At 67.2% G+C, this 19,439-nt stretch carries 11 protein-coding genes; 8 read left to right on the top strand and 3 right to left on the bottom strand.

From position 1 onward, the window contains the following. Positions 1-39: 39 nt before the first annotated feature. Positions 40-2,166, bottom strand: coding sequence for a sensor histidine kinase (locus tag AC07WJ_RS08025; protein WP_494934036.1), 2,127 nt, complete (start codon positions 2,164-2,166; stop codon positions 40-42). Positions 2,167-2,211: 45 nt separating this feature from the next. On the opposite strand from AC07WJ_RS08025, the gene AC07WJ_RS08020 reads away from it, so the two are divergent. After that, a complete protein-coding gene (locus AC07WJ_RS08020) occupies positions 2,212-2,982 on the top strand; it encodes a response regulator transcription factor (RefSeq protein WP_494934035.1) in 771 nt (256 codons plus the stop codon). Between the two features lie 183 nt (positions 2,983-3,165). On the opposite strand, the gene gyrB is transcribed toward AC07WJ_RS08020, so the two are convergent. Together gyrB and AC07WJ_RS08010 are read right to left on the bottom strand one after the other, a co-directional pair. Further along, positions 3,166-5,589, bottom strand: a complete 2,424-nt coding sequence (gene gyrB / locus AC07WJ_RS08015; RefSeq protein WP_494934751.1) for a DNA topoisomerase (ATP-hydrolyzing) subunit B — start codon at positions 5,587-5,589, stop codon at positions 3,166-3,168. 151 nt (positions 5,590-5,740) lie between these two features. Further along, positions 5,741-6,187 carry a baeRF12 domain-containing protein gene (locus tag AC07WJ_RS08010; RefSeq protein WP_494934034.1) on the bottom strand — a complete coding sequence of 149 codons (447 nt, stop codon included), beginning with the start codon at positions 6,185-6,187 and terminating at the stop codon, positions 5,741-5,743. Positions 6,188-6,450: 263 nt separating this feature from the next. On the opposite strand from AC07WJ_RS08010, the gene AC07WJ_RS08005 reads away from it, so the two are divergent. The 7 genes from AC07WJ_RS08005 (at position 6,451) to AC07WJ_RS07975 (ending at position 19,432) form a co-directional block, all read left to right on the top strand. Further along, positions 6,451-7,641: a lytic murein transglycosylase gene (locus AC07WJ_RS08005; RefSeq protein WP_494934033.1), complete on the top strand. Its 1,191-nt coding sequence runs from the start codon at positions 6,451-6,453 to the stop codon at positions 7,639-7,641. Between the two features lie 81 nt (positions 7,642-7,722). Further along, positions 7,723-8,946: a lytic murein transglycosylase gene (locus AC07WJ_RS08000; protein ID WP_494934032.1), complete on the top strand. Its 1,224-nt coding sequence runs from the start codon at positions 7,723-7,725 to the stop codon at positions 8,944-8,946. Between the two features lie 136 nt (positions 8,947-9,082). Next, complete coding sequence (locus tag AC07WJ_RS07995) at positions 9,083-10,369, top strand: SGNH/GDSL hydrolase family protein (RefSeq protein WP_494934031.1); 1,287 nt, start codon at positions 9,083-9,085, stop codon at positions 10,367-10,369. Positions 10,370-10,732: 363 nt separating this feature from the next. Beyond that, the gene (gene gltB, locus AC07WJ_RS07990) at positions 10,733-15,496 is read left to right on the top strand and encodes a glutamate synthase large subunit (protein ID WP_494934030.1); all 4,764 of its coding nucleotides are present in this window, start codon (positions 10,733-10,735) and stop codon (positions 15,494-15,496) included. A 4-nt stretch (positions 15,497-15,500) separates the two neighbouring features. Then, the gene (locus AC07WJ_RS07985) at positions 15,501-16,919 is read left to right on the top strand and encodes a glutamate synthase subunit beta (protein ID WP_494934029.1); all 1,419 of its coding nucleotides are present in this window, start codon (positions 15,501-15,503) and stop codon (positions 16,917-16,919) included. Positions 16,920-17,021: 102 nt separating this feature from the next. Continuing rightward, a complete protein-coding gene (locus AC07WJ_RS07980; protein WP_494934028.1) occupies positions 17,022-18,101 on the top strand; it encodes a threonine aldolase family protein in 1,080 nt (359 codons plus the stop codon). Positions 18,102-18,199: 98 nt separating this feature from the next. Then, complete coding sequence (locus AC07WJ_RS07975) at positions 18,200-19,432, top strand: hypothetical protein (RefSeq protein ID WP_494934027.1); 1,233 nt, start codon at positions 18,200-18,202, stop codon at positions 19,430-19,432. The last annotated feature ends 7 nt before the right edge of the window (positions 19,433-19,439 follow it).

Here is a 19,439-nt window from a genome sequence, read left to right as displayed (position 1 = left end):
CCGCTTTGCCGGCTTCACCCGCCGGTCAATCGGAGGTCATCACATCACCGCGCGGAGCGTGATCCTGACGCTTGTGCCCTCACCTTCTGTACTTTCCACCGCGACATGTCCGTCATGGGCCCGGACGATTTTCTCGACGAGAAACAGTCCCAGCCCCGAGCCTTCCACGCTCTCGGCGTTTGAGCCGCGCGCGGCGCTCGTGAACACATGGGGCAGGTCGTCAGCGGGAACGCCGATGCCGCGATCCGCAACCGCGATCACGATATCCGCCCCGGCCATCGTGAGGGACAACTCGACCGGCTCATTGCCTTTCAAGGCGGTATATTTGACCGCGTTCTCCAGCACATTGACGATGGCCAACTCGAGCATCCCGGCATCGGCCATGATGGATACCGCCGCCGCCCGCGGATGCACCGACAACCGGATGTCCGGCTCGCTCAAGAGATCACGCGCCCGCTGGAAGGCGGAGGCGACGACTGAAGCGGCGCTGACGCGAATGATCTGCGCGCGAAAAGCAGGGCCTTGCAGCTTGCTCCGGGCAAGATTGATTTCGAGCATTTCGACGAGCCGGGCGATCGCCCGCCTGATGCGTTCGATGCGGCCGCGGTTCGAACCGTCGTCGCGCCCCAGCGCCAGGCCGATGCTGTCGACGGTCGAGCGGATGGCGGCGAGCGGAGTGCGGTATTGGTGCGAGATGACTTCCAGGAAGCGCACCTGTTGCAACTGGGATTGCTTCTCCGCCAGGAGCGCCTCTTCCGCGGTCCGGCGCGCCTTCACGAGCTCGCCGGTCCTCTCCTCGACCAGCCGGCTCGCCACCTGTTCGGCGGCCTTTGCGGTCAGAAGCGCGTCCTCGCGCATGCGGCGGTTCAGGGCCTCGGCGGCGCGCAAGCGGACGGCCAGCGACCCGGTCAGCAGGATCGTCAGGATCAGCCCCGAGATCCCGTAGCTGTGAACGGTCCAGTGCGGCAGCCAGGCATGGCCCAGACGCTGCATCATCGAGAGAGAGGCGCCGACGAAGAGAACCGCGAAGGCCGCGGCCCTGAGGCGGCTGGCGGCCCCCTCGTCATTCATCTGGCGCAGCCCCTGCGCCATATTGACGACGGCCATGGCGATGCTGAAGGCCGTACCGACCGGACCGAAAACGAGATTGCGGCCTGCAAAAGCGAAACCGACGCCGACGATGCCGGCCAGAGCGGCGAACTGATAGAGGCGGTGGAGCAGAGTTGCCGTCTTGCGCAGTTCCAGGATGCTCGAATAGGCGAGCGCGCTGGCGGCCAGCCCGGCCCAGGCGTTGAAGCCGAGAAATATGTCGTTGGCCGCGCCGTCGTCCGGAAACAGGTAGACGTGGCTGAAGCCCAGATTTCCCATGTAAATCAGGATGATGCCCAGCGTACTGAAGGCCAGCACCGGATACTGCACCTTGCGGTCGAAGTAGAAGAAGATGAACTGCGTCACGAAAAGCGCGCCCATGCCGCCGAGCCAGGCGCCATAGGCGCCGGCGGTCGCCACCGTCCGCCACCCGCGGTCCGCCACCGAGTCCAGCCGCAGATTGAGATATGTGGCCGAGTTGGTGTTGAGGATGCGGATATAGACCTCGGTGGTCATCCCCTCCGCGAGTTCGAGACGGACGGCGTTGTCCAGCCCGGAGAGACCGTCCTGAGGCAACGGCCGGTGATCGCCCGTCTCATGGCGGAGGAAATCCTTCGCCTCCGCGCCCCTGCCGGGTTGCGCGGCATAGATGTCGATGATGTCGAGAAAATTCGGCGTCAGGGACAGAACCGCCGGCGTCCTGGCAATGCCGGGCAGCGTCAGCCTGACCCAGATCGCGGTGCCGACATAACCGAAATTAATGTCTTGTCCTGGGACGGGACGAAACTGTCGCTGTTGGGCTGGATCGAGAATATCGGCAAGGGTCAGCGCCGATGAGGCATCGGCCAGAACCGAGACGGTGCCGTTCAACGCGGGCAGAGCCGGCGCGCCGGCCTGCGCGCCCCATGCGGAAGCCGAGGGCGAAAATCCCTGGAACAGCGCGAGCAGCAGCAAGGCGACGAACCGAATCGACGTCAGGTTCCTCAGGCGGCGCATGCACGGCAGATCTGTTTCTCCGGAACGCCCGATTTTAGCTTGAACCCCGCGGCCGATCGCGCCACTCAGTGTCTTCAGCATCCGCACCCGGAACACACTTTCGCAGTTACTGGTCCAGCGACGGTCATGACGACAGCATCTGTCTTCTCGAAAAACCCGGCTGATGAGAGTATCCTTCACGACTTCAGGGTCATCCTTGTCGAAGATGATCATGATCTGCGGCAAAGCATTGCAGACTACCTGCGGCTGCGGAAGATACATGTCACCGAAGTCGCATCCGGGATCGCGCTCTACAAGGCTCTGCGGCAAGAGCGCTATGACATTGCCGTCCTGGACGTCAATCTCCCCGACGTCAGCGGTTTCGAATTGGCCCGCGACATTGCCGCCCAACGGGATATGGGGGTCATCATGCTGACCGCCCGCACCGGCCGGGACGATCGCGTCCGGGGCTACGCGGATGGCGCCGATCTCTACCTGACCAAGCCGGTCGACAGCGAGGAGCTCGCGCTGGCCATCATCAATCTCGGTCACCGCATCCGCCGGGCCGGAGCCGGGAAGGTCACGGAGCAGACGGCGCCCGCCGCGGCGGGCGAGGATGCGCCATGGCGGCTCGACCGGCAGGGCCAGGTGCTGCGATCACCAGGAAGCGCTTTTGCGAGGCTGTCGGCGCGAGAAACCGTCCTGCTGGAATACATGGCCCAGCGTCCGGGCGTTACGGTTTCGCGGGACGAGATTTCCACGCTGTTCGGCCAGGCCGCACCGGCCCCCGAAAGCCGGCGCATCGATGCAGCCTTTGCGAGGCTGCGCTCGAAGCTCAGGGCCGAAGGCATGGACCTGCCGGTGCGGGTTGTTCACGGCACCGGCCTGCGCCTGGTCAAAACGATCAGGGTTGTCTGAGCGCCGAGGTCCGGGCATCCGCGCGTTTCGCGCGACGCGGGCCGGCCCGTATCGCCGGCGCGCCATCGATGCCTGAATTGCATCGCGCGGGCGTACCGGATGAGCCTGTGGCTTGTGCCGCATACGCCATACCGGCCGGGCCCGAGCCCGGCCTTGGCGTCCTTCACAGCGGAATGCGGCCGCTCAGGCGTCGACCGTCGCGTTCAATGCATTTTCCTGGATGAACTCGCGCCGCGGCTCGACCACGTCGCCCATCAGCTTGACGAAGATGTCGTCGGCCTCGTCGACCTCCTTCACCTTGACCTGCAGGAGCGAGCGGGCATTGCGGTCGAGCGTGGTTTCCCAGAGCTGGCTGGCGTTCATTTCGCCGAGACCTTTGTAACGCTGCAGCTTGACGCCGCTGGCACCCGCCTCCTTGATCGCCTCGAACAGGGCGATCGGCCCGGAGATCGGCAATTCGCCGCTCTTGCGGCGAAACACCGCCGGCTTGTCATAGACCTCGTTGAGGCTCTTGGTGTGCTCGTCGATGCGGCGGGCTTCGGCCGAGGACAGCAATGCCGCGTCGAGCACCGCGACCTCTTTCACGCCGCGCACCGTGCGGCTGAACACATAGGACTGGCCGTCGAAACGGCCTTCCCAGCCGCGCTCCATCTCCTCGGCGATGGCATCGAGGCGAAGTGCGGTCTTGGCGGCGATCGCCTCGGCCAGCGTCGGCTCCTTGATCGCTTCGATATCGAGCGCGCCGGCGATGGCCGCCTGCTCGACCACCGCGCGATTATAGCGCGAATGGATGCTGCCGATCAGGTTCTTCACCTGGCGCGCTTCGTCGACGATCGCGGCAAGATCCGCGCCGGCGCGGATCTCGCCCGTGCCCATCACCAGCACGGCGTCGTCGAGGCCGCCGTTCACCAGGTAGTCGTCCAGCGCCCGCTCGTTCTTGATGTAGGTTTCGCTTTTCCCCCGCGCGACCTTATAGAGCGGCGGCTGGGCGATGTAGACGTGGCCCCGGTCGATGATCTCGCGCATCTGCCGGAAGAAGAAGGTCAGAAGCAGCGTCCGGATGTGCGAGCCGTCGACGTCGGCATCGGTCATCAGAATGATCTTGTGATAGCGCAGCTTGTCGGCATTGAACTCGTCCGGGCCGATGCCGGTGCCGAGCGCGGTGATCAGCGTGCCGATCATTTCCGACGACAGCATCTTGGCGAAGCGCGCGCGCTCGACATTCAGGATCTTGCCGCGCAGCGGCAACACCGCCTGGAAGGCGCGATCGCGGCCCTGCTTGGCCGAGCCGCCGGCGGAGTCACCCTCGACGATGAACAGTTCCGACTTCGCCGGGTCGCGCTCCTGGCAATCGGCCAGCTTGCCGGGCAAGGAGGCCACGTCCAGCGTAGTCTTCCGCCGGGTCAGATCACGCGCCTTGCGCGCGGCCTCGCGCGCCGCGGCGGCCTCGGCCACCTTGTGGGCGATCGCCTTGGCCTCGGTCGGATGTTCCTCGAACCAGCTGCCCAGCGCCTCGTTGAGCACGCTCTCGACCACCGGACGCACCTCGGAGGAGACCAGTTTGTCCTTGGTCTGCGACGAGAATTTCGGATCCGGCACCTTGACCGAGACGATGGCGGTCAGGCCTTCGCGGCAATCGTCGCCGGTCAGATCGACCTTTTCCTTCTTGGTGACGCCGGACGCGCCGGCATAGCTGGTGACCTGGCGCGTCAGGGCGCCACGGAAGCCGGCGAGATGTGTGCCGCCATCCCGCTGCGGGATATTGTTGGTGAAACAGAGCACATTCTCGTGGAAGCTGTCGTTCCACCACAGCCCGACCTCGACGGTAATGCCGTCGCGCTCGGCCTTGATCATGATCGGCTGTTCGAACAGGCCGGCCTTGTTGCGGTCGAGGTAGCGCACGAAGGCTTCGATGCCGCCCTCATAGAACAGCTCGACGCGCTTTTCCTCGGCGTGACGCAGATCGGTCAGGATGATCCGGACGCCGGAATTCAGGAAGGCGAGCTCGCGCAGCCGGTGTTCCAGCGTGGCGAAATCATACTCCACCATGGTGAAGGTGTCGGTCGAGGCGAGAAAGGTCACCTCGGTGCCGCGCTTGCCGTTGGCCTCGCCCAGCACCGCCAGCGGGGCGACCGGGTCGCCATGGCGGAATTCCATCGAATGATGCTTGCCGCCGCGCCAGATCGACAGCCTGAGCCAGGACGACAGCGCGTTGACCACCGACACGCCGACGCCATGCAGGCCGCCGGAAACCTTGTAGGAGTTCTGGTCGAACTTACCGCCGGCGTGCAGCTGGGTCATGATGACCTCGGCCGCCGAGACGCCTTCGCTATGGATATCGGTGGGAATGCCGCGGCCGTTGTCGGTCACCGTCACCGAGCCGTCGGCATTCAGGGTCACCGTGACGGCGGTCGCGTGGCCGGCCAGCGCCTCGTCGATCGCATTGTCGACCACCTCATAGACCATATGGTGCAGGCCGGACCCGTCATCGGTATCGCCGATATACATGCCGGGGCGCTTGCGGACGGCATCCAGGCCCTTGAGGACTTTGATGCTGTCTGCGCCATATTCGGCTTCCGGGACGTCCTTGCGGGCGGTTTCAGCCATGGTGGGCGGGTCTCCAAAGCGGCCGGAAAGGCCACAATCTGTGCCTTGCGATTCGGTTCGCCAGTGTAGCGGGAGATACTCATATAGTCGCTCGCGCCCACGCACGCGAGGGCAAGCCGGCAGATAAGCCGTTCGGGCGGCCGGCTGGGGATTACCCGGCCAGGAGGCGCTGGATGTCCTCCAGCGGATGCGCGGTCAACTCCTTGCCGACCTCGCCGCTGATTCGTTCGGCGACGTCGCGGTGGAATGCCTTGCGCAGGTTGCCGAGAACCCGGGGCGGCGCAACCACGACCAGCTCCTTGAACCGGGCGGCCTGTGCGTAGCGATGCAGCGCCTGGGCGATCTCGACGGCGAAACGCTCCTCGCCGAGCCGATGCCAGTCGGTCTGTTCCATGGCGCTGCGGCGTGTGCCCGTGCCGGCGAAGGACCGCCCGGGGCGCTCCGTGCCCTGTTCGCGGGTTGCCGGGTTGTCGTGCGCGAGCACCTCCTCGATAACCAGGGCGAGCCGCGCCGCATGCCCCTTGTTGCGCAGGAACAGCGCCTTCTCGCCGTCGCCGATGAGAACCAGGGCATCGTGGGGAATTCTGATGTCGGGCATGGTCACCTTGATCCTTGGTCGAAGAAGAGGCCGGGTCGAAGAAGAGGCCGGGCTGAAGAGAAATCCTGGGTTGAAGAAGAACCCGTGACGGCTACCTGCGTTCCGACGGGTGGCCGGCTGCGGCCAAAGGTCGTCTCCGGCCGGCCCGATTGCCGCGTGCCGGTTGGCCGCGCGCAGGCTATCTTCGCGGGCGAATCATCCTTTTCCGTGACCGGCCCCCGCCGGACGGGAACGGCTTGGCCGGACCAGACTGGAGGCCCGACATGAGCACGCTCAACCGCCGCACCGTCCTCATCGGCGCCGCTTCTCTGGCGACGCCTGCCCTCGTCGGCGAGGCCCGGGCGGCGACATTCGCCGGTTTCGTCGAGAGCCTGTGGCCTCAGGCCTCCTCGGCCGGCGTCGCCCGCGGCACATTCGACCGCGCCTTCGCCGGCGTCCAGCCGAACCCGCGGGTCATCGAGCTGTCGCAGCGCCAGCCGGAGTTTCGCAAGACGCTCGGCGACTATGTCGATCTGCGCACCTCCAACAAGCGTGTTACCAATGGCCGCGCCGCCTTTGGCGAGCATCGCGCGGTTTTCGCCGCGGTCGAGAGCCGCTTCGGCGTGCCGGGCGAAATCGTCTGCTCGATCTGGGGCAACGAGACCTCCTACGGCACGTTCAAGGGCGACCATTACGTCGTCCAGGCCATGGCCACGCTCGCCCATGCCGGCCGCCGCACCGACTTCTTCCGCAGCGAGCTGATCGCCGCCCTGCGCATCCTGCAAGCCGGCGACGCGGCGCCGCAGACCATGATGGGCTCCTGGGCCGGCGCCATGGGCTATGTCCAGTTCATGCCGACCAGCTTCCTGCGCTTCGCCGTGGATTTCACCGGCGACGGCAAGCGCGACATCTGGAATTCGGTCCCCGACGCCATGGGCTCGGCCGCCAATTATCTCCTGCGCAACGGCTGGACCGCCGGCGTGCCCTGGGGCTTCGAAGTTCACGCGCCCGGGATTGCCGGCAATCGTGGCAGCCGCCAGGCGATCAGCGCCTGGGGCGCCCAGGGCGTCACCCGCATCGGCGGCGGATCGATGGCGGGCGGCGCCGCCGCGAGCCTGTGGAAACCGGCCGGCGAAGCCGGGCCGCATCTCCTGCTCACCGGCAATTTCAATGTGATCAAGCGCTATAACAACGCCGATTCCTACGCCTTGGCGGTGGGCCATCTCGGCGACCGGATCAAGGGCGCCGGACGCTTTTCCAAGCCCTGGCCGCCGGGCGAAGGCGGGCTCGTCCACGCCGAGCGCGAGGAGATCCAGCGCCGGCTGAACGCGCTCGGTTTCGACCTCGGCGATCCCGACGGCATCATCGGCGACAAGTCGAAAGTGGCGATCCGCTCGATGCAGGGGCGCTTCGGCATGCCGGCGACCGGCGATGCCGACCGGGCCTTCCTGGAGCGGCTCAGGCGCGGCGGTTGAACCGGCTTAACGCTTCGTTCACCATGGCCATTGTTCCACTGGTTCTTCGGCGGGTCGCGACCCGGGTCGGAGGCGTTTGGCATGGATCGTTCCCGCAAGGCCCTGCAAGGCTTCGCCGTCGTCCTGGTGGCGACGCTGGCAACCGTCATGGCCGCGCCGGCGCCTGCCGGCGCCCAGGATGGCGGCTTTTCCAGCTGCATTCAGACCCTGCGCCGTGACGCCCAGCAGCGCGGCATTCTGCCGCAGGTTTTCGAGCGCTCGACCGCCGACCTGACCCCTGACACCAGCATCCTGCGGCTGCTCGACGCCCAGCCGGAGTTCTCCCGTCAGCCCTGGGAATATATCAACGGGCTGGTGGCGGCGAACCGCATCGCCGAAGGCCGCCAGCTGCTGCAGCGGCACAAGGCCGTGTTCGACCGCGCCGAGCAGGTAACCGGGGTCGACCGGCACATCATCGCCGCGATCTGGGGCATCGAGACCAGCTTCGGCAAGGCCAAGGGCAATACCTCGGTGTTGCGTGCCACCGCAACACTCGCCTGCTACGGCCGCCGCCAGGAGTTCTTCCGCGACGAATTCCTCGCCGCCTTGCAGATCGTCGCGCGCGGCCACGTCGCGCCGCAGAATTTCCGCGGCTCCTGGGCCGGCGCCTTCGGCCATACCCAGTTCATGCCTTCGACCTTCCTGCGCGCCGCGCGCTCCGGTTCGGGGGCTGCCCATATCGACGTCCTCGGCTCGGTCGCCGATGCCATGATGTCGACCGGCAACCTGCTGCGCGAGGAGGGCTGGGCCCGCGGTCAGGGCTGGGGTTACGAGGTGGTGCTGCCGGCCAATCTCGACCTGGCGCTGGCCGGCCGCGACCGGCCGCAGAGCATCGCCCAGTGGGAAGCGCGCGGCGTAACCCGCGCCGGTGGCCGGCCGTTCCCGCGCCGCAACGATCAGGCCTTCCTGCACCTGCCCGGCGGCGCCCGCGGCCCGGCCTTCCTGATGCTGCCGAACTTCCGGGTGATCATGAAATACAACAACTCGGAAAACTACGCGATGGCGGTCGGCCACCTCGCCGACCGGCTGCATGGCGGCGGCCCGTTCATGCGCCCCTGGCCCGTCACGGAGCGCGCCCTGTCGCGCGACGAACGTATCGAATTGCAGCAGCGGCTGGCCCAGGTCGGTCTTTACAGCGGCACCGTCGACGGCAAGCTCGGCGCCGGCACCCGCGAGGCGCTGCAGCGGTTCCAGGCGCGCGCCGGCATGGCCGCCGACGGCTTTCCGACCGCGGCCGTGCTGCAGCGGCTGCGCCGCGGCGGCTGACACGGGGGTGACACCGCATGTCCACCCTTGCGCCATGCGGGCCTGTAGCCGCGCTCCGGCTTCGTGATAGAAGGAGAGGTCCGGCGCCGGGGGGCATCGGAACCGAGGTCCAGGCGTGAAGCGGTTCGGATATGTCTTGGCTTTGCTGGTCCTGGCCGTCGCTTCAGCCGCGGTCAGCGGCTCCTCGCGCGCCCAGACCGGTTATTCCGACGACCGCTTCCCACATCTGTTCGCCCCGCGCGACCAGCGCCCGCGCCTGTTCACCATCCCGCCGCAATCCACCCGCCCGGTGCCCGTGGCGCGGACGGTCCAGCCGGCGCCGGCCGAGGCCACCCGGCCGCCGCATGAACGCGCCGGCGCCGCCGCCACGCCCGAGGTTGCCCCTACCACCTTCGTGCTGGTGCTCGGCGACAATCTCGCCGAATGGCTCGCCTTCGGCGTCGAACGCGCCTTCGAAGACGTGCCGGAGATCGGCGTCACCGACAAGACACGCCTGTCGTCCGGCCTCGTTCGCTCCGAATTCTATGACTGGGCCAAGGCGATCCCCGAAATCCTGGCGCATGAGACCAAGGTCGATTTCATCGTCATGATGCTCGGCTCCAACGACCGCCAGGCGCTGCGCGTCGAACGCGACACGTTCGAGCCGCGCTCGGAGCGCTGGCGCGAGCTCTATATCCAGCGGGTCGACGCCGCGATGCTCGCGCTGAAAGCCCGTGGCGTTCCGGTCTACTGGGTCGGCATGCCACCGCTGCGCGGTCAGCGCGCCTCGGCCGACATGGCCTATCTCAACGATATCTACAAGGAACGCGCCGCCCGCAACGGCGTGACCTATGTCGACGTCTGGAACGGCTTTGTCGACGAGCAGGGCCAGTATTCGCAGTTCGGCCCGGACTTCGCCGGTCAGATCCGGCGCCTGCGCACCGCCGACGGCGTCCACTTCACGTCAGCCGGCGCCCGCAAGCTCGCCCTGTTCGTCGAACAGGACCTGCGCCGCGATCTGGTCGGCCGCATTACCCCGGCCGTGCCCGGCGCCCCCGCCGCCGAGCGGCCGCGTGCCCCCGACGGCGGCATGCCCCTGCCGGAGGCGGCGATCCCCAATCTCGAGACCGAGCCGCCCAAGCCGCGGCCGCTGATGGGCCCGATCCTGCCGCTCGCCGGCAATCCGACCATTCCCCGCCCGTCGGCCTCCGGCAATCCGCCGCCGGCCCCTGCCCCGGCCGCGGCGCTCGGGCTTGCCGGCGAGCGCCCACCGGCGCCGGTGCAAGGGGCGGCCGCCGCCGTTCTCGTTCGTGGCGAGGAGCCGACGCCCACCCCGGGACGCGCCGACGATTTCCGCTGGCCGCGCGGCGCGGTGGCCACGTCCGTGCCGGAAAATGCAACCGGACAGTCGGCCGCGACCGCCGGAACGCCACCCACACGCTGAACCCTCGGCCCTTTGGCCAGTGGCGCCATCACGAGCGCTTCGGCAATAATATTGCGCTGCACAAGCCGATTGCCTTCCATTTATGATTCGGCAATACAGCCGCTGGCAACAAACCGCATCCAAACCGACTTTTCACCATGGATTGCCGCTTGTAACCCTGTTTGAAATCTGTCAAAGAAGCGACTTCAGAAAGGTCAGCATCGCTGCCCTATCTGCAATAGGCCCCGCAGGGGTAGTCGAAAGCGGCCCAAGGCCGCAAAGTGACAAGCCGGCCGGCACCGGGAACCTCGGGGTCGCAGCCGGCTGGGTGTGTCACAGTCAGGGCATGAAACGGCGGCACTTTGCCGCGAAACGAGGTCGAAGATGAGCGCTCACGGTTTTGGTGCGGGCAAGGGTCGGGGTATCGAGGCGCGGACCAACCGCACCACGAAAGCCAATACGGCCACCCGTACGAAAAACCGCACGCGCCCGATCGTCCATCCCGGCCTGCCGGCGGCGCAAGGTCTTTACGATCCGGCCAACGAGCAGGATTCCTGCGGCGTCGGCTTCATCGCCGACATGAAGGGCCGCAAGTCGCACAAGATCGTCCAGGACGCGCTGCAGATCCTGCTCAACCTGGAACATCGCGGCGCGGTCGGCGCGGACCCGCGCGCCGGTGACGGCGCCGGCATCCTGGTGCAGATCCCGCACGCCTTCTTCGCCAAGAAGACCGCCGAGCTCGGCTTCGAACTGCCGGAGCCCGGTCATTACGCCGTCGGCTACATTTTCTTCCCGCGCGACCTGGAAGGCCAGGCGATCGTCCGCGAGACCATCGAAAAGGTCATTGCCGACGAGGGCCAGACCCTGCTCGGCTGGCGCGAAGTGCCGACCGACAACGCCTCGCTCGGCTTCAGCGTGACGCCGACCGAGCCGAAGCACATGCAGCTGTTCGTCGGCCGCGCCGCCGATGTCGCCTCGGAAGACGAGTTCGAGCGCCGGCTGTTCGTCCTGCGCAAGGTCATCTCGAATGTGGTCTATGACCGCAACGACCCGAAGACGCTAGGCTATTACCCGGTGTCGCTGTCGTGCCGGACCATCGTCTACAAGGGCATGTTCCTGGCCGACCAGCTCGGCAGCTATTATCCCGACCTGCACGATGAGGCGTTCGAAAGCGCTCTGGCGCTCGTCCACCAGCGCTTCTCGACCAACACCTTTCCGACCTGGTCACTCGCCCACCCCTACCGCATGGTCGCCCATAACGGCGAGATCAACACGCTGCGCGGCAACGTCAACTGGATGGCCGCCCGCCAGGCCAGCGTCGACAGCGAGCTGTTCGGCAACGACATTTCCAAGCTCTGGCCGATCTCCTACGAGGGCCAGTCCGACACCGCCTGTTTCGACAACGCGCTCGAATTCCTGGTCCAGGGCGGCTATTCGCTCGCCCATGCGGTGATGATGCTGGTGCCCGAGGCCTGGGCCGGCAACAAGCTGATGGATGAGGCGCGGCGCGCCTTCTACGAATATCACGCCGCGGTCATGGAGCCCTGGGACGGTCCGGCCGCCATCGCCTTCACCGATGGCCGCCAGATCGGCGCGACGCTGGACCGCAACGGCCTGCGCCCGGCGCGCTGGTTCGTCACCAAGGACGACCGCATCATCATGGCGTCCGAAATGGGCGTCCTGCCGGTGCCGGAAGACCAGATCGTCCGGAAGTGGCGGCTGCAGCCGGGCAAGATGCTGCTGGTCGACCTCGAGCAGGGGCGCATCATCTCGGATGAGGAGATCAAGGCGGATCTCTCCAGCCAGAACCCCTACAAGGACTGGCTGACCAAGTCGCAGATCATCCTGGAGGACCTGCCGCCGGTCGAGCCGCGGGCCTCGCGCACCGACGTGCCCTTGCTCGATAAGCAGCAGGCCTTCGGCTACACCCAGGAAGACACCAAGATCCTGCTGGCGCCGATGGCGACCACCGGCCAGGAAGCCGTCGGCTCGATGGGCACCGACACGCCGATCTCGGCGCTGTCGACCAAGTCGAAGCTGCTCTACACCTATTTCAAGCAGAACTTCGCCCAGGTGACCAACCCGCCGATCGATCCGATCCGCGAGGAAATCGTCATGAGCCTGGTGTCCTTCATCGGACCCCGGCCGAACCTGTTCGACCTCGACGGCACCTCGCGCCGCAAGCGCCTGGAAGTGCGCCAGCCGATCCTGACCAACGAGGATCTGGAAAAGATCCGCTGCATCGGCCATCGCGAGGATTCCTTCGACACCAAGACGCTCGACATCACCTATCCCTCGACCAAGGGCGCCGGCGGCATGGCGGAAGCGCTGCAGCTTCTGTGCGACCGCGCCGAGGCGGCCGTCCACGGCCGCTACAACATCATCATCCTGTCCGACCGCATGGTCGGTCCGGACCGCATCCCGATCCCGTCGCTTCTGGCGGTCGCCGCCGTCCACCACCACCTGATCCGCAAGGGCCTGCGCACCGCGGCCGGCCTCGTCATCGAGACCGGCGAAGCGCGCGAGATCCATCACTTCTGCTGTCTGGCCGGCTACGGCGCCGAGGCGATCAACCCCTATCTCGCCTTCGAGACCATGGAGGAGATCCACGCCCGCGGCGAGCTGCCGCCCGAGGTCGATGCCGACGAGGTGGTCAAGCGCTTCATCAAGTCGATCGGCAAGGGCATCATGAAGGTGATGTCCAAGATGGGCATCTCGACCTACCAGTCCTATTGCGGCGCGCAGATCTTCGACGCGGTCGGCCTGTCCACCGAATTCGTCCAGCGCTTCTTCACCGGCACCGCCACCCGCATCGAAGGCGCCGGCCTGGCCGAGATCGCCGACGAGACGGTGCGCCGGCACACCGCCGCCTTCTCCGACGATCCGACCTTGCGCACCACGCTCGAGGTCGGCGGCGAATATGCCTACCGCATTCGCGGCGAGGACCACGTCTGGGCGCCCGATACGGTCGCAGCACTGCAGCACGCCGTGCGCGGCAACAGCCAGGACCGCTATCGCGAGTTCTCGCGCCTGATCAACGAGCAGGCCGGCCGGTTGCAGACCATACGCGGCCTGTTCCACATCAAGATGGCGGAAGAGGCCGGCCGCACGCCGGTGCCGCTCGACGAGGTCGAACCGGCTGCCGACATCGTCCGGCGCTTCGCCACCGGCGCCATGTCCTATGGCTCGATCTCGCGCGAGGCCCACACCACGCTCGCCATCGCCATGAACTCGATCGGCGGCAAGTCGAACACCGGTGAAGGCGGCGAAGAGGCCGAACGCTTCAAGCCGCTGCCGGACGGGCGTTCCATGCGCTCGGCGATCAAGCAGGTCGCCTCCGGCCGCTTCGGCGTGACCACCGAATATCTGGTCAATGCCGACATGATCCAGATCAAGATGGCGCAGGGCGCAAAGCCCGGCGAAGGCGGCCAGCTGCCCGGCCACAAGGTCGATGCGGTCATCGCCAAGGTGCGCCACTCGACGCCCGGCGTCGGCCTGATCTCGCCGCCGCCGCATCACGACATCTATTCGATCGAGGATCTGGCGCAGCTCATCTACGATCTGAAGAACGTCAATCCGGCCGCCGACATCTCGGTCAAGCTCGTCTCCGAAGTCGGCGTCGGCACGGTCGCCGCCGGCGTCGCCAAGGCGCGCGCCGACCATGTGACGGTCTCCGGTTTCGAGGGCGGCACCGGCGCTTCGCCGCTGACCTCGATCAAGCATGCCGGCAGCCCCTGGGAGATCGGCCTTGCCGAAACCCACCAGACGCTCGTCCTCAACCGCCTGCGCTCGCGCATCTCGGTGCAGGTCGACGGCGGCCTGCGCACCGGCCGCGACGTGGTCATCGGCGCCCTGCTCGGCGCCGACGAGTTCGGCTTCGCCACCGCGCCGCTGATCGCGGCCGGCTGCATCATGATGCGCAAGTGCCACCTGAACACCTGTCCCGTGGGCGTCGCCACCCAGGATCCGGTGCTGCGCAAGCGCTTCCGCGGCCAGCCGGAACATGTCGTCAACTTCTTCTTCTTCGTCGCCGAGGAAGTGCGCGAGCTGATGGCGGCCATGGGCTATCGCAAGTTCGACGAAATGGTCGGGCAGATGCAGATGCTCGACAAGAAGGCGGTCGTCGCCCATGGCAAGGCCCAGGGCCTCGACTTCTCCAGGCTGTTCCACAAGCCCGACGTGCCCGACACCGTCGGCATCCGCCGCCTGGAAGACCAGAACCACCATCTGGAGGCCGTGCTCGACCGCAAGCTGATCGCGGAAGCGCGTCCCGCCATCGAGGACGGCAAGCCGGTGGTCATCGAAACCCGCATCGGCAGCGTCAACCGTTCGACCGGCGCCATGCTGTCGGGCGCCATCGCGGCGGTCCACGGCAATACCGGCCTGGCCGACGACAGCATCCATGTGAAGCTGAAGGGCACCGCCGGCCAGAGCTTCGGCGCCTGGCTTGCCCGCGGTGTCACCATGGAGCTCGAAGGCGAAGCCAACGACTATGTCGGCAAGGGCCTGTCGGGTGGGCGCATCGCCATCTATCCGGCCAAGGAAGCCGTCGACCTCGACGCCGACAACTCGATCATCGTCGGCAATACCGTGCTTTACGGCGCGATCGAGGGCGAGTGCTACTTCCGCGGCGTCGCCGGCGAACGCTTCGCCGTGCGCAACTCGGGCGCCATCGCGGTGGTCGAGGGCACCGGCGATCACGGCTGCGAATACATGACCGGCGGCATCGTCGTGGTGCTCGGCCAGACCGGCCGCAACTTCGCGGCCGGCATGTCCGGCGGCATCGCCTATGTGCTCGACGAGGCCGGCGATTTCGCCTCGCGCTGCAACATGTCGATGGTCGAGCTCGAGCACGTGCTCGAGGAAGAGGAACTGCTGGCGCAGCACTACCATCAGTCCGGCGGCCTGGAGGGCCATGGCCGGGTCGACGTGATGAGCGACATGACCCGGTTCGACGCCGAGCGTTTGAACCAGCTGATCGCCAATCACGCCCGCTATACGGGCTCGAAACGGGCGCAGGACATCCTGGACCGCTGGTCCGAGATGCTGCCGAAGTTCCGCAAAGTGATGCCGGTCGAATACCGCCGCGCGCTCGCCGAGATGGCCGCGCAGGCCGAACAGCGCCCCTTCGCGCTGGCAGGAGAATAATGAAATGGGGAAGGTAACGGGTTTTCTCGAAGTCGATCGCCAGGACCGGCGTTATGCGCCGGCCGGCGACCGTATCCGCCACTACCGCGAGTTCGTCATCCCGCTGAGCGAGGAAAGCACGCGCAACCAGGCGTCGCGCTGCATGAACTGCGGCATTCCCTTCTGCCACACCGGTTGCCCGGTCAATAACCAGATCCCGGACTGGAACGACCTCGTCTATCAAGGCAATTGGGAGGAGGCGAGCCAGAACCTCCACTCGACCAACAACTTCCCGGAATTCACCGGACGGGTCTGCCCGGCGCCCTGCGAGGCGTCCTGCACGCTCAACATCGAGGACACGCCGGTCACCATCAAGACGATCGAATGCGCGATCGTCGACCGGGCCTGGAACGCCGGCTGGATCAAGCCGGAGGTCAAGGCGAAGAAGACCGGCAAGACGGTTGCCATTGTCGGCTCCGGCCCGGCGGGGCTGGCGGCTGCCCAGCAGCTCGCCCGCGTCGGCCATGACGTCCATGTCTATGAGAAATTCGCCAAGGCCGGCGGCCTGCTGCGTTACGGCATTCCCGACTTCAAGATGGAGAAGCGCCTGATCGACCGGCGCATCAGCCAGATGGAAGCCGAGGGCGTGACCTTCCGCTACAACGAGCATGTCGGCGTGACCACGCCGGTCGACAAGCTGATCGCCGACTACGACGCCGTGCTGCTGACCGGCGGCTCGGAACAGCCGCGCGACCTGCCCATCCCCGGCCGCGATCTCGACGGTATCCATTTTGCCATGGATTTCCTGCCCCAGCAGAACCGCCGCGTCTCCAACGAATCGATCGGCACCAATGAGCCGATCCTCGCCGGCGGCAAGCATGTGGTGGTGATCGGCGGCGGCGATACCGGCTCCGACTGCATCGGCACGTCGGTGCGCCAGGGCGCCGTCTCGGTGACCCAGCTGGAGATCATGCCGAAGCCTCCGGAAAAGGAGAACAAGGCGCTGTCCTGGCCGCTCTGGCCGTTGAAGCTCAGGACCTCGTCGAGCCACGAGGAAGGTGCGGAGCGCGATTTCGCCGTGCTCAGCACCGAGTTCTCCGGCGTCAACGGCAAGGTCAAGAAGCTGCGTTGCGTGCGCGTCGACGCCAAGATGCAGCCGATCGCCGGCAGCGAGTTCGACCTGCGCGCCGATCTGGTGCTGTTGGCCATGGGCTTCGTCAATCCGGTCTATGCCGGCATGCTGGAAAGCCTCGGCGTGACACTCGACCCGCGCAAGAACGTCCAGGCCAACCAGACCGACTACAAGACCTCGGTCGACAAGGTCTATGCCGCCGGCGACATGCGCCGCGGCCAGTCGCTGGTCGTCTGGGCGATCCGCGAGGGCCGGCAGGCGGCCCATGCGATCGACAAGGACCTGATGGGCACGACCACCCTGCCGCGTTGAGCGGTGACATCGGCCCTGTCTCCCGCATAAGCTCGCCCGGATTTCTCACAGCGGTTATTGCCCGCGTGAAAAATCCGGGTTCGGGCACAGGGATTCCATTCGATGTTTTTCGCAAGCGACAACGGGCTCGGCGCCTCCGACAAGGTCATGCAGGCGATCGTCGCCGCCAATGCCGGCCCCCGGCTCGGCTATGGCAATGACGATGGCACCAAGAAGGTCGAGCGGATGCTGTCCGACCTGTTCGAGCACGACGTCGGCGTCTACATGGTCATTACCGGTTCGGCGGCCAACGGGCTGGCGCTGTCGACGCTGACGCCGCCCTGGGGCATCATCCTCTGCCACGAGGAAAGCCATATCATCGAAGACGAATGCTGCGGCCCGGAATTCTTCACCGGCGGCGCCAAGCTCGTCGGCATTCCCGGCCCCGGCGCCAAGTTCAGCGCGGTAGCGCTCGAACAGGCTCTCGCCCGGCTGCCCAAGCGCGTGCCGCACAATGCACCGGCCCATGCGCTGTCGATCACCCAATCGACCGAATATGGCCTGGTCTATGCGGTCGATGAGGTGAAGGCGCTGACTGCGATCGCCAAGGCCAGGGGCCTGAACGTCCATATGGACGGCGCGCGCTTCGCCAATGCGGTTGCCTCGCTCGGCTGCAGTCCGGCCGAACTGACCTGGAAGGCCGGCGTCGACGTCTTGTCCTTCGGCACCACCAAGGGCGGCGGGCTCGCCTGCGAGGCCATGGTCTTCTTCGATCCGGCCAAGGGCGCCGACATGGTGCGGCGGCGGATGCGCGGCGGCCATCTCCTGTCCAAGCACCGGTTCCTCGCCGCCCAGATGGAGGCCTTCATCGGCGACGGCCACTGGCTGGAGCTTGCCGGCCACGCCAATGCCATGGCGACCCGGCTCGCCGCGGGCCTGGCGGCCGTGCCGGGCGTCAAGGTGCCGTTCACCCCCCAGGCAAACGGTGTCTTCCCGATCCTGCCGAAACCCGTGGAAGCGGGCCTGAAGGCCGCCGGCGCGGTGTTCTACCCGTGGTCGGACAGGAGCCTGCCGGCCGGCACCACGGTTGGTCCGGACGAAACCGTCGTGCGCCTGATCACCAGCTTCGCCACCCGGCCCGAGGACGTCGACCGGTTCATCGCGACCGCTGCCGAGGCCGCCGCTCCGCTTGCCGCGGAATGACCAGGCCGCGCTGAACTTTTCGCGAGCTGCCCTTAAATCGCCGTTCTCCTTGCCGAAGTGTTGACCTGGGGCTTCGCTGGGGAAAGAGGACGCAGATCGTGCGCCAAAATCTATATCTGGCGGCCGCCGTGGCCGCTCTCGCCGTCGGGATGAGCCCGGCCCAGGCGTTGCCGTTCGGCGCGATGCAAGACGCCGCCGGCGCGGCCAGCCAAACGGTCCAGGTGCAATATTGGGGCGGCGGCTGGGGGCCACGCTACGACGAGCCGCGCTACGAACCACGCTACGAACCGCGCTTCCGCGAACCACGTTATCTCGATCCGGAACCGGAAACCGACGCCATTCATCCCGGCGAAGCCGTCACCATCACCCGTTCGATGGGCTATCGCGCGACGACCCGGCCGAGGCTCGTCCAGGGCGCCTGGGTGATGGACACGATCGATCGCCAGGGCCTGCGCGTGCGCGTTTCGATCGACGCCTTCAGCGGCCGGCCGCTGCGCGTGCGCTACATCGATCCGCAGGGGCCACGTTTCGGCACGCCGCCGGTCTGGCCCGAGGAGCGGCCGAACTTCCAGTCCCGCGACGGCCGCCAGCCGATGCAGCGCGACGGCCGGCTCGAGCAGGACTTCGATCGGCCTGGGCAACAGCGTCCCGAACAGCGGCCCGAACGGCCGCAGCGCGCGGCGAAACCCGAACGCGACATCACCGCGCGGCTGGTGCCGGTGCCGGTGCCCCGCCCGCAGATCGACCCGCCCGGCATGGTGCCGCCGGCCGTCCTGCCGCCCGTCGCCATTCCGCCGGCCGATGCCACTCCGGCCGCACCGCCGCCGGCCGCCCGTATCGCGCCCCAGGATCAACCCCTGAGCGTCGAGCCGCGCATCCCGTTCACCCCGCCCGCCGCTCCGCCGGTGCAGGAGGCGACGCCTCCGGCCCCGATCGCACCCGCGCCGCCGCCGACCGCCGCCTTGCCGCCGGCTCCCGTTCCGGAGCCGCCGGTGATCGTACCGACGCCCGAGATCGTGCCGCCGCCGCAGGCCACGCCGGTCGAACCGCCGGTTCCGGCACCGCCGACCGCGGCACTCCCCCCAGCCCCTGTCGAACCGCCCCCGGCGCCGGTGATCACGCCGGTTCCGACGGTGCCTGCGCCGGTCGAGGCCGCCCCGGCCGTCCCGCCGGCGACGCCGCCGACCGCCGCGGCAAGGCCGGCCGAACCGGATGACGGCGTCATGGTCGACGGCCGCTTCCTCGGCCCGAATGGCGAAACGCTGCCCGGCGCACCAGAGCCGCGCGCCGGCGTCCGCCAGGTCACGCCGCAGGGCCAGCCCGCCGACTGACCGATCC

This window comes from Phreatobacter sp. GW821-FHT04C01 (genome assembly GCF_059420385.1).
This window is presented reverse-complemented; position numbering and strand designations above follow the sequence as displayed.

Excerpts from the sequence above, each read along its gene's own strand:
- AC07WJ_RS08020 (WP_494934035.1), top strand. The coding sequence starts at position 2,212 with ATGACGACAGCATCTGTCTTCTCGAAAAACCCGGCTGATGAGAGTATC.
- AC07WJ_RS08010 (WP_494934034.1), bottom strand. The coding sequence starts at position 6,187 with ATGCCCGACATCAGAATTCCCCACGATGCCCTGGTTCTCATCGGCGAC.
- AC07WJ_RS07985 (WP_494934029.1), top strand. The coding sequence starts at position 15,501 with ATGGGGAAGGTAACGGGTTTTCTCGAAGTCGATCGCCAGGACCGGCGT.
- gyrB (WP_494934751.1), bottom strand. The coding sequence starts at position 5,589 with ATGGCTGAAACCGCCCGCAAGGACGTCCCGGAAGCCGAATATGGCGCA.
- AC07WJ_RS07980 (WP_494934028.1), top strand. The coding sequence starts at position 17,022 with ATGTTTTTCGCAAGCGACAACGGGCTCGGCGCCTCCGACAAGGTCATG.
- AC07WJ_RS08025 (WP_494934036.1), bottom strand. The coding sequence starts at position 2,166 with ATGCTGAAGACACTGAGTGGCGCGATCGGCCGCGGGGTTCAAGCTAAA.
- AC07WJ_RS08005 (WP_494934033.1), top strand. The coding sequence starts at position 6,451 with ATGAGCACGCTCAACCGCCGCACCGTCCTCATCGGCGCCGCTTCTCTG.
- gltB (WP_494934030.1), top strand. The coding sequence starts at position 10,733 with ATGAGCGCTCACGGTTTTGGTGCGGGCAAGGGTCGGGGTATCGAGGCG.
- AC07WJ_RS08000 (WP_494934032.1), top strand. The coding sequence starts at position 7,723 with ATGGATCGTTCCCGCAAGGCCCTGCAAGGCTTCGCCGTCGTCCTGGTG.